General features: G+C 69.1%; 11 protein-coding genes. 6 read left to right on the forward strand and 5 right to left on the reverse strand.

Features of this window, described 5'->3' with window-relative positions:
* The first annotated feature begins 1 nt into the window (after window position 1).
* A complete protein-coding gene (gene ybaK / locus ACYVAN_RS02775) occupies window positions 2–478 on the forward strand; it encodes a Cys-tRNA(Pro) deacylase (protein WP_460955237.1) in 477 nt (158 codons plus the stop codon).
* Between the two features lie 97 nt (window positions 479–575).
* On the opposite strand, the gene ACYVAN_RS02780 is transcribed toward ybaK, so the two are convergent.
* From ACYVAN_RS02780 to ACYVAN_RS02790, 3 genes are read right to left on the reverse strand one after another with little or no spacing between them, the layout of a single operon-like run.
* A complete protein-coding gene (locus tag ACYVAN_RS02780; RefSeq protein WP_460955239.1) occupies window positions 576–1,187 on the reverse strand; it encodes an alpha/beta hydrolase family protein in 612 nt (203 codons plus the stop codon).
* Window positions 1,184–1,918, reverse strand: a complete 735-nt coding sequence (locus tag ACYVAN_RS02785; protein ID WP_460955241.1) for an SOS response-associated peptidase — start codon at window positions 1,916–1,918, stop codon at window positions 1,184–1,186. Before ACYVAN_RS02785 ends, ACYVAN_RS02780 begins: the two co-directional genes overlap by 4 nt.
* A 6-nt stretch (window positions 1,919–1,924) precedes the next feature.
* Window positions 1,925–2,707 carry an SOS response-associated peptidase gene (locus ACYVAN_RS02790; RefSeq protein WP_460955243.1) on the reverse strand — a complete coding sequence of 261 codons (783 nt, stop codon included), beginning with the start codon at window positions 2,705–2,707 and terminating at the stop codon, window positions 1,925–1,927.
* A 133-nt stretch (window positions 2,708–2,840) separates the two neighbouring features.
* Here ACYVAN_RS02790 and aroA point away from each other — a divergent pair, with 133 nt between their 5' ends.
* The 4 genes from aroA (at window position 2,841) to ACYVAN_RS02810 (ending at window position 7,065) form a co-directional block, all read left to right on the forward strand.
* The gene (aroA, locus tag ACYVAN_RS02795; protein WP_460955245.1) at window positions 2,841–4,109 is read left to right on the forward strand and encodes a 3-phosphoshikimate 1-carboxyvinyltransferase; all 1,269 of its coding nucleotides are present in this window, start codon (window positions 2,841–2,843) and stop codon (window positions 4,107–4,109) included.
* Window positions 4,109–5,116 carry a ribosome small subunit-dependent GTPase A gene (gene rsgA / locus ACYVAN_RS02800; protein WP_460955247.1) on the forward strand — a complete coding sequence of 336 codons (1,008 nt, stop codon included), beginning with the start codon at window positions 4,109–4,111 and terminating at the stop codon, window positions 5,114–5,116. Before aroA ends, rsgA begins: the two co-directional genes overlap by 1 nt.
* Before the next feature lie 203 nt (window positions 5,117–5,319).
* On the forward strand, window positions 5,320–6,210 hold the full coding sequence (locus ACYVAN_RS02805) for a hypothetical protein (protein WP_460955249.1): 891 nt from the start codon (window positions 5,320–5,322) through the stop codon (window positions 6,208–6,210).
* 75 nt (window positions 6,211–6,285) lie between these two features.
* Window positions 6,286–7,065, forward strand: coding sequence for a hypothetical protein (locus ACYVAN_RS02810; protein ID WP_460955251.1), 780 nt, complete (start codon window positions 6,286–6,288; stop codon window positions 7,063–7,065).
* A 170-nt stretch (window positions 7,066–7,235) separates the two neighbouring features.
* Here the strand turns inward: ACYVAN_RS02810 and ACYVAN_RS02815 are convergent, their stop codons facing one another.
* On the reverse strand, window positions 7,236–7,739 hold the full coding sequence (locus ACYVAN_RS02815) for a DUF6912 family protein (RefSeq protein ID WP_460955253.1): 504 nt from the start codon (window positions 7,737–7,739) through the stop codon (window positions 7,236–7,238).
* Window positions 7,736–9,157 carry a WS/DGAT/MGAT family O-acyltransferase gene (locus ACYVAN_RS02820; protein ID WP_460955255.1) on the reverse strand — a complete coding sequence of 474 codons (1,422 nt, stop codon included), beginning with the start codon at window positions 9,155–9,157 and terminating at the stop codon, window positions 7,736–7,738. The genes ACYVAN_RS02815 and ACYVAN_RS02820 overlap by 4 nt, the downstream gene beginning before the upstream one ends.
* Window positions 9,158–9,225: 68 nt before the next feature.
* Between ACYVAN_RS02820 and ACYVAN_RS02825 the strand changes: the two genes are divergently transcribed.
* A complete protein-coding gene (locus tag ACYVAN_RS02825; protein WP_460955257.1) occupies window positions 9,226–9,984 on the forward strand; it encodes a TrmH family RNA methyltransferase in 759 nt (252 codons plus the stop codon).
* Window positions 9,985–10,339 lie beyond the last annotated feature (355 nt).

Genomic DNA, 10,339 nt, shown 5'->3' on the forward strand with positions numbered 1-10,339 from the left:
CATGGCAGGCAAGGGCACCCCCGCGACGGCGTTGCTCTCGAAGCGACGCGTCACGCACCGCGTGCACAGCTACGCGCACGATCCCCGTTCGGAGTCCTTCGGCCTGGAGGCGGCCGAGGCCCTGGGGCAACCGGCGGAACGCATCCTCAAGACCCTGGTCGCCGAAGTGGACGGCCGCCTGGTGGTCGGTGTGGTCCCCGTGACCGGCCAGCTCGACCTCAAAGCGCTCGCGGCGGCCTGCGGCGGCAAGAAGGCGAGCATGGCCGAGATGACCGAGGCCGAACGCGCTACCGGCTACGTCGCGGGAGGTATCTCGCCGCTCGGGCAGAAGCGGCGGCTGCCCGTGGTGCTGGACACCTCGGCGACGCTCCACGAGACGGTCTTCTGCAGCGCGGGCAGGCGCGGCCTGGAGATCGAGCTGACTCCCGACGACCTCGTGCGGCTGCTCTCCGCTCACATCGCGGCGATCACCGCGTGACACGCACCAGCCGGTTCGAGGCCGCGCCAGTCGGAATCCGCCGGTCGGAATCCGCCGGTCGGCATCCGCCGGTCGGTGATCCGTCGACCGGTACCCGTCAATCGATGATGCGCAGTACCCGCCCGAACCATTCCCCGACGGCGCGGTGCACGGCGTCGACATCGGTCTTCAGCGAGTGGTCACCGGCAACCTGCACGATCTCGTGGTGTTCGGCCGGTTGCGGCTGGCCGAACGCGTCCCGCTCCCCTTGCACGATCAAATGAGGGACGGTGACGGCATCGAGTTCGTGCTGTCTGCTCTTGTCCGGCTTGCCCGGTGGGTGCACCGGGAACGCCAGGCACAGCACCGCCGCGGCGTCGCCCGCCTCGGCCGTCCGGCAAGCCACGCGGGCCCCGGACGACCGGCCGCCGAAGATCAGTGGGAGTTCCGCGAACCAGCGCTCTCCCAGGTCCTCGGCGACCGAGAGCCATGCGGTGTCGAGCTGACCCGCCGGTGCAGGTGCCTTCCGGCCCGCGACCCGGTAGGGCTGTTCGATGAGGGCAACGTGCACACCGGCGGCGGTGGCCGCCCTGGTCACGGCCACCAGATCCGGGGCCGTGGTGCCGCCGCCCGCGCCGTGCCCGAGCAGGAGACCTGCCAGGCCTTCTTCCGCGCAGTGCAGTTCGGCCCGCGCCGGGCCGTGCGGGGTGTCGATCAGAACGTTCGTCATGATTCGAACAGCACCGCCTGTTCGGCCGGTGGTGGGGCGGCCTCGACCCGTTCCAGCAATGCGGGATGGTTGTTGCGCATGTGGTTGACCTCGGTGGACACCGGCCGCGGCTCGATCCGGGCAAGCAGCTCCGGATCCGGTGCCGACACCAGGTCGTCGATCGCGGTCCGACGAGGATCCAGCCAGTCCGCCCAGCTCTGCTCCGGCAGCACCAGCGGCATCCGGTGGTGGATGCCTGCGAGATCTCCGAGCGCTTCCGTGGTGACGACCGCGCAGCTGACCAAGGGCCCTGCCTTGCCCGCATCCGGTGGCCACCAGGTGGAGAACACGGCCGCCATGGCGAGGCTCGCGCCGTCGCCGCGCGCACATAGGTACGGCTGCCGCCTGCGATCATCCGGCTGCCACTCGTACCAGCCGGTCGCGGGCATCAGGCAGCGCCGGCGGGCTGCCGCCTCGGCGTAGGCGGGCTTGGTCGTCAGGGTCTCGGCGCGCGCGTTGATCATCGGCGGGCCACTGGCCGGATCGGTCGCCCAGTGCGGCACGAGCCCCCAGCGCACCGGCCGGATGCTGCGTTCACTCCCGGACGCGGTGAGCCGCTCCACGACGATCGGAACGGTCCGGGTCGGTGTCACGTTGAAGTCGGCCCCGGCAGCATCCGCGGTGCGGTCCACCGCTGCGAACTCCTCGGCCAGCCCGGCGGGATCCGTCCGGATGGCGTAACGGCCACACATCAGCATTCACCCCGGTTCACCGTTTGCACGGTCCAAACCTACCGGTAGCGGCGGTGTGCCGGTCCGGTCCTCCGCCATGCGCTCCACCAGCTCGGCACGGTTGTTGGCGACGTTGTTCACCGCGCTGGAGACCGGCCGCAGCTCGAGCTCCTCGACCACCTCGGCCGAAGGGGCGAGCAGGTCGGTGACCTCCACGAGATCCGGGTCCAGCCACTGATCCCAGGTCCGGCCGGGCAGTACGAGCGGCATCCTCGGATGCACGGTCGTCAGCTCACCGACCGCCTCGGTGGTGAGCACCGAGCAGGTGACCAGCGGCGGGGTGTTCTCGCGGGCCGACGGATCGTGCCACGTGGCCCAGATGCCGGCCAACGCGAGGACCTCGGAGTCCGGGCGGGTCATGAAGTAGGGCTGTTTCGGTCCGGTGCCGGTCTGCCACTCGAACCAGCCGTCCGCCGGGAGCAGGCAGCGGTGGTACCGGATCGCGGTGCGGAACGCGGGCTTGTCGGTCACCGTCTCGGCCCTGGCGTTGATCATGCGGCTGCCTGCCGAGGGGTCCTTCGACCAGTGCGGAACCAATCCCCACCGCATCACCCGAACGCTGCGTTCGACGCGCGTGTGGTCGCGTTGGCCTCCGGGCGCGCGCGGGTGCCGCTGAACGACGCTGAACACGTCCTTGGTGGGCGCGATGTTGTAGTCGGCCTCGGAAGTACCGGACCCGGTGGCGTCGATCGCCGCGAACTCCGCCGCCAAGGTGGCCGGGTTCCTGGTGGAGGCGTACCTGCCGCACATACCGCCTGGTCACCATCACTCTCCGCGACATCGACGGGCGGGCGCACCGCCGGTGCCAGTATCGTGCCAGCCCAGCCGGCCGGTGGCGACCCCATAACCGTGCGCCCCCACAGCGGTGCGGGATCATTGGGGCATGACCCAGCTCTGGCCCGCCCCCATCGCCCGCGACGCGGTGTGCGCGACCATCCCGGTTCCCGGCTCCAAGTCGATCACCAACCGCGCCTTGGTGCTCGCCGCCCTGGCGGATGGACCGTCCACGTTGCGGTCCCCGCTGCGCAGCCGGGACACCGAGCTGATGGCTTCGGGATTGCGGGCGCTCGGAGCCGAGGTGCACGACGGGCCGGACGGGTCCTGGACGGTGCGGCCCGCCGACATGAGCGGAGACGCCGAGGTCGACTGCGGGCTGGCGGGCACGGTCATGCGCTTCCTCCCCCCGGTGGCGGCGCTGACCGACGGCCGGGTCTCCTTCGACGGCGACCCGAGGGCACGCGAACGCCCCCTGGACACGGTGCTGGACGCGTTGCGCCGTCTGGGCGCCGACGTCACCGGCAACTCCCTGCCGTTCGAACTGCACGGGACCGGCAAGCTCACCGGTGGACGAGTGACGATCGACGCCTCGGCCTCGTCCCAATTCGTCTCGGGCCTGCTGCTTTCGGCACCACGGTTCGAACAAGGGGTCACCGTGGTGCACGACGGCCCGCCAGTGCCTTCGTTGCCGCACATCGACATGACGGTGGCGATGCTGCGCGAGGCCGGAGCTGAGGTCGTCGACGACACCGCCGACTCGTGGCACGTCGCGCCCGGCCCGATCCGTGCACTCGACCTGGAGATCGAACCGGACCTGTCCAACGCGACGCCGTTCCTGGCCGCGGCCGCCGTCACCGGCGGGGTGGTCACGGTGCCGGGGTGGCCCCGCCACACCACGCAAGCGGGCGACGCGATCCGCGACATCCTGCGGCGCATGGGGGCTGCCGTCGAGCTCGACGGTTCGGGCCTCACGGTGCGCGGCCCGCAAGAGCTGCGCCCGCTCGACGTGGACCTGCACGACGTGGGCGAGCTCGCGCCGACGGTGGCGGCGCTCGCCGTGCTGGCCGGGGGACGTTCGCGGCTGCGGGGTATCGCTCACCTGCGCGGCCACGAGACCGACCGGCTGGCCGCGCTGCAACGGGAGATCACCGCGTTGGGCGGCGAGGTGGAGCAGACCGAGGACGGGTTGCTGATCGAGCCTCGCCCGCTCGGACCGGGAACGTGGCACTCGTACGCCGACCACCGGATGGCCACGGCGGGCGCGATCCTGGGCCTGCGGGTCGCCGGACTGCAGGTGGAGGACATCACCACCACCTCCAAGACGATCCCCGACTTCCCCGGGATGTGGGCGGAGATGTTGGAGGCGAAGGCCTGATGGGCAAGCGCGGCTGGCGGGACCTGGACGAGTCCGATGTGCGGGTGCGTCCCGGACGCCGCAGCAGCCGACCGCGCAGCAAGCTCCGCCCGGAGCACGCCGATGCGGAAGAGGCGATGGTCATCGCGGTCGACCGGGGGCGCTGGACCTGCGCGCTGGGAGGCGATCCCGACCGGGTGGTGACCGCGATGCGCGCTCGCGAGCTCGGCCGCACTCCGATCGTCGTCGGGGATCTGGTCGGACTGGTCGGTGACACCTCCGGGCGCACCGACACGCTGGCTCGCATCGTGCGGGTGTCCGAGCGCGAGAGCGTGCTGCGTCGGACCGCCGACGATACCGACCCGTACGAGCGGGTCGTGGTGGCCAACGCCGCACAGCTGGTCATCGTGAGCGCCCTGGCCGATCCGCTGCCCAGGACCGGGTTCATCGACCGTTGCCTGGTGGCCGCCTACGCGGGCGGACTCGCACCGGTGTTGTGCCTGACGAAGGCGGACCTGGCCGATCCGGACGAGTGGATCCGGGCGTACGCCTCGCTCGAGCTTCCCGTCGTGGTGACCAGGTCGGACGAGAAACCCGATGCGCTGCGGGAGCGGCTCACCGGCCGGGTTTCGGCGCTGGTCGGCCATTCCGGTGTCGGGAAGTCGACGCTGGTCAACCAGCTGGTACCCGCGGCCGAGCGGACGACCGCCGAGGTCAGCGGAGTCGGCAAGGGACGGCACACCTCGACCTCCGTGGTGGCGCTTCCGCTGCCGGAGCGGGGCTGGGTGGTGGACACGCCGGGCATCCGCTCCTTCGGCCTCGCCCACGTGACTCCCGAGAGCCTGTTCGCCGCGTTCGAGGGCTTCGACGAGGCCGCCGAGGAATGCCCGCCGAACTGCGGGCATCTGGGTGGTGAGCAGGACCCGGACTGCCATCTGGACACGTTCGCCCATGCCGGTGGGGACCCGGACAAGCTCGCTTCACTTCGTCGACTGCTGCGATCCCGCGCGGGATACGACGAAGGCTGAGACCCGGGCGGGGGAATTCCGTTCCCGCGTCCGGTGGGAGTCGACAACTTCGCCCCCGACACCTCGTACCGCGTCGACGTGCTCGAAATCGGAAATGATCGCGCCCTGCGGCGCCGGAACGCACCTTTCTGGCCGCTGTGGTGGGCCTACATCGTTGCTAGCGTGACCGCTGCCTGCCGAATCCGGCCACAAGGAGCTCGACGATGTCCCGAGCCCACCCCGAGCGACCACTGCTCCGCGCCACGATCCTCCTGTTGTACACCACCTTCGCCCTCGTCCCCGGCTTGAGCGCGTGCGGAATCGAGGAACCGCCACCGCGGCCCGCTCCGGGAACGGCCCCCGCCCCGGTCGACGACCGACCCAACGCGGCACCGCTGCTCACCGAGGTGATCAACCGCATCGACCAGTACGGCAGTGCCCACAGCGACGTGCGCGGCAACCTCGGTCTGGTCGGCGAGCTGGCCGGCCGCGGCGCCATCAACTACGAGCCGGGCAGCGCCGACCTCACCTTGGGCGGGCACACCCGGCCCGCGCGCGAACAACCCCGCCAGCGAGTAGCGGTCAAGGTCGTCGACGACACCGGCTACCTGAGCTCGCCCTTGCTTGAGCCCGAGCCCGGAAAGCCTTGGCTGGCCATCGCACCCGGCGGCCACGATTTCGCGGCGAAGTTGCTCGGACCGGCGCTGCGGCAGCTTCGTGCCTCCGCCGATCCGCGCGCTGCATTCGCGGGCGTGGAGCCTGCCACGCGCATCGAATCGAGTTCGCCGGACATGGTCGAAGGTCGTGCAACCACCCGGTATGACCTGCGGGTGATCACCGCCCAGGCCGCGCGAACCGCTCCCGACCACGAGCAGCGCAACCGGTTCCGGCAAGCCGCCGAAGCAGGCGTCGGAGAACTCGAATACCGGCTCTGGCTCGACACGAACCGACTGCCCGTACGGTTCGCCACCACCCGGAAGGTCGATCAGGCCGGCAAGATCGCACTCACCTCCACCTACCGCGACTGGGGCGCACCGGTCGGCATCCAACCGCCCGCGCCCGAGTCGATCGGGGTGTTCCGCGACCTCCCCGTCCCGCAGGCACACCCGCGCTAGTTTTGTCGTTTTCGCCCCGTGCGGAGTACTGCGCTGCTAGTTTCCCGAATGAAATTCGCAGCGAAAGGAAAGCTCGTGCGCCGCACCACAATCGCACTGTCCGCCGTCGCGCTCACCATGACGCTCGGTGCCTGCAGCCAGGGCACCGACAACGCCCAGCCCGCGCCGGATTCCGACAACAGCCAAAGCCAGGAGCAGGGCCCGTTCAACGACGCCGTCTCGCTGGCGAGCAACGTCGACAGCTCGGTCGGGAAAAATCAGAGCGTGGTCATGAACGTCGAGGTCGTCGGCGCCATGCAGTCCAACATGGAGTGCCAGGTCGACATCAAGAAGGAACTGACCGCGTGCACCAGTGGCCAGGTCGAAACCATCCTGACCCCGGACGCCACCTACAGCAAGATGCCCGGGCTCGGCGAAGACTCCGGCAAGCCCTGGACGAAGTACTCCAGCGAGAGTGAAAGCCCGATGAGCCAGTCAGGCAGCTTCGGGAAGATGACCGACTTCGAGGCGTTGCTCCCCCCGGGAACGACCATCACCAACAGCGCACCTGAACAGGTCGCCGGCGAGGAAACCACCCGCTACGACGTCGTCGTCGACGTCGAGAAGGCGATGGCGGAAGCGGAAGAGAGCCAGCGGCAGATGTACCAGGCCGCCCTCGACGCGGGGGTCACCGAAACCACCGCGACGACCTGGGTCAACGCCGACGGACTCCCGGTCAAGGTGGAGTCCACGACACCGGCGATGGAGGTCATGGGCCGCAAGATCCCGGAGAACACCACGAAGGTCACCTACAAGGACTGGGGCAAGCCGGTGAACATCGAGCTGCCGCCCGCCGACCAGGTGCAGGAGCGCTGATCGCTCTCCCCGGGAACCCGCTGACGACGGACGGCCCACGCGACCAGCGCCGTCCACCGGCACGCAGCTGTTCGGGGCCGTCACCGGATGTTCGGCATCCGGTGACGGCGGAACCCGCGGACCCGTCGCCGCGAGGGGCGGGTCTGTCGACACCCGCCCCTCCGGGCCGGTCACATCAGCTCGAGCATGAACGGCACTTCCTGGGGCACGTACCAGGCCAGTTCGTGATCCTCAGCCTCTCCCAGGGTGAACTCGGCGTCCGGATTGCCCAGATCCGCCTCGTCGATCACCGCTGCCGCATCACGCACCGCGGCCTCCGCCTCGGTCGCATCGACGTGCACCGCGGCGATCTTCTTCCACGACAACGGTCCCGACAACCGCACGACCGCGTTGTCCAGGTCCGGCCGCTGCGTGGCATCGGGAGCCTCCGCCGAGATCACCACCCGGCGCACCTCGGCCTCCTCGTCCTCGGCCAATTCCCCCGAGATCAACCGCAGGGACGCCCGAGCCGCCTCCCGCATCGCGGCGTACTCCAACTCCTCGGTGTCCCCGCTCGAATACGACTCGCGCAGTGCGGGGGTGAGCGCGAACGCCGTCCCGCTCAGCGGTTGCAATTGCTTCTCCTCGACGAGCTTGCGCAACATCCGCACCGTCGCGGGAACGTAAACCCTCATGCCTGGACCGTCCCGATCATCTCTTCCACCGACTCCTCGATCATCGCCGCCAGTATGTCTACATCGGACATCGCATCCCTGTCACCGTTCAGTCCGAAGTACACGCCGCCGTCGTAGGAAGTGATCCCGACCGACAGCGACTGGTTCTTCGCCAGTGGAACAACCGGGAACGTCTCCATCATCCTCGCCCCCACCGCGTAGAGCGGGACCTGCGGGCCCGGCACGTTCGTCACGAGGACGTTGAACAGTCTGTCCGAGAAGCCGTTCGCCACCCTCGCCCCCAACGCGTGCAGCGTCGGTGGGGCCACACCCGCGCCTTTGACCAGCGCATCCGCCGCGACCGAACGCCCCGATTCCGCATGTGCCCGCATCGCGTGACTCACGTGGTGCAGACGCACGGCCGGGTTGGGCTCACCCACCGGAAGATCCACCAGGTAGGCCGAGACCCCGTCCCCCACTGGCGACGACGGAAGTTCGTCATCGTTCGGTTCCTGCCCGTCCTCGGGCCGCACCGACACCGGCACCATCGCCCGCACGATCGTGGACGACGCCACCACCTCGCCACGGGAGAGCAACCAGCTCCGCAGCGCGCCCGTGAGCACGGCCAGCATCGCATCGTTCACAGTTCCGCCGTGGGCGTCGCGGACCGTGCGCAACGCGTCCAGCCGGGCACGTGCAACCGCGAATCGGCGCTGGGTCGAGGTAGGCGCGTTCAAGGGTCCACTGCGGGTCGGGACGGCAGCCGCACCGACCGCGGCGATCATCCCGCCGACAGCTCCAGTGACCTTCCGGACCGTGGAAGTCACATCGGTCACCGTCGAACGCACGTTCTCGACCACCTCCGGAGGACGCTGCACCGCCTCCGCCACCGCCGACATCACCAGTTCGCTCGCCCCCGGCTCCGGACGCGGCATCCATAGATCCTCTGAATCCGTCCCGACCTTCGGGGAAACGTCCAGAATCACCTGGCCGATGTCGATAGCACCGATGCCGTCGACCATCGCCTGGTGCGTCTTCGTGATTACCGCGACGCGATTCTTCGAAAGTCCTTCGACGAGGTAGAGCTCCCACAGCGGGCGGGCTGGGTCGAGCGTCCGGGACATCAGCCGGGCCGCGAGGTCGTGCAGCTGGTCGTCGTTTCCCGGCCTGGGCAACGCCGACCGACGCACGTGATACGTGATGTCGAAGTCCTGATCGTCCACCCACACCGGTCTGGCCAGCTTCCCCGGCACCTGCAGCACCTTCTGCCGGTACCTCGGAGCCAGGGACAACTTGCGGTTGATGTACGAGAGCACGTTGTCGTAGTCGAAACCGGAGCGAGGGCGGCGGAACACTCCCACCCCTCCGACGTGCATCGGCGTGGTGCGGTCCTCCAGGTACAGGAAGGAGGCGTCGAGTGCGGAGAGACGATCCGGCATGACCGCGATACTGACACAGATTCAGCCGTGGTCGAGGACACCACGACCACGCATGTGACACTGGTGGCGTGACCAGCGAGGTATCCCCAAAAGACCGGTTCGTGACCGTCTACGGCCGCAAGCCCGTACTCGAAGCCCTGGCCGACCTCGATCTCCGCGTGGACAAGGTGATCATCGCCGAAGGTCTGCGGGGATCCGTCGTCGACGAGATCAACGAGCTCGCGGCCGACCGCGCCGTTCGCGTGCAGCGCGCCAGCCCGCACCGGGTCAAGGTCCTCGCAGGCAACGGCAGGCACGACCAAGGTGTTCTCGCCGATGTGGTCGCCCGCAAGATGCGCCCGCTCGCGGACGCGCTGGATGATCCGGCAACAGCTCCGCGGAACGTGCTGCTGCTCGACGGGCTGACCACCCCCGCCAATGTCGGCATGATCCTGCGTACGGCAACCGCTTCCGGCATCGACGGGATCGTCGTGCCACACCGCGGGGTGGCGGGGATCGATCCGCTCGTCATCAAGGCTTCCGCCGGCGTGGCGTTCCACGCCCCGGTTCTGCGTGCCGCGACCGCCGGTCAGGCTGCCGAGATGCTCACCGAGGCAGGCTATCCGCTGTTCGCACTCGACGGGAGTGCTCCGGACAACGTGTTCGACACCGAATTCGGCTCACGCGCGGCGTTCGTCATGGGCAGTGAAACAACGGGGCTCTCCGAAGAAGTCGACACCCGGATCGCGCAGCGCATCGCGATTCCCATGAGTGGTGGCGTCGAATCCCTCAATGTGGCGAGCGCCGCTACGGTGCTCTGCTACGAACTGCTTCGCCGGAACCGCTGAGCAGTTCTTCCGTTTCGCTGGGGCGGGGTTTGCCTCGGGTAGGCAAACCCCAGTCCAGTCCCGGCCCGGTCGAGGCCAGGGGCCGTGCGCATGTTGAGGTCCGCGGTGTGCGCCTGCGGGTATACACCAGCGTGGCTGGGTTTTGGAATGTTCGGCTGCCCGCCGGACGTTTGGTGGGGGTTTCCCCCTGAGTGCTCCTTGCCAGGTGATGCTCCGGGCACTGAGACACGGGCCGAGACAGCCCCGCGACGCGCACCCCGAACACAGCACGCGGCGACAAACAGAGCAATAAAAAGAGGGTGGACGAGGCCATAGATATGGCCTCGTCCACCCTTCTTTTTTATGTGAAGGTCGG

It is taken from the genome of Parasphingorhabdus pacifica (assembly GCF_054779195.1).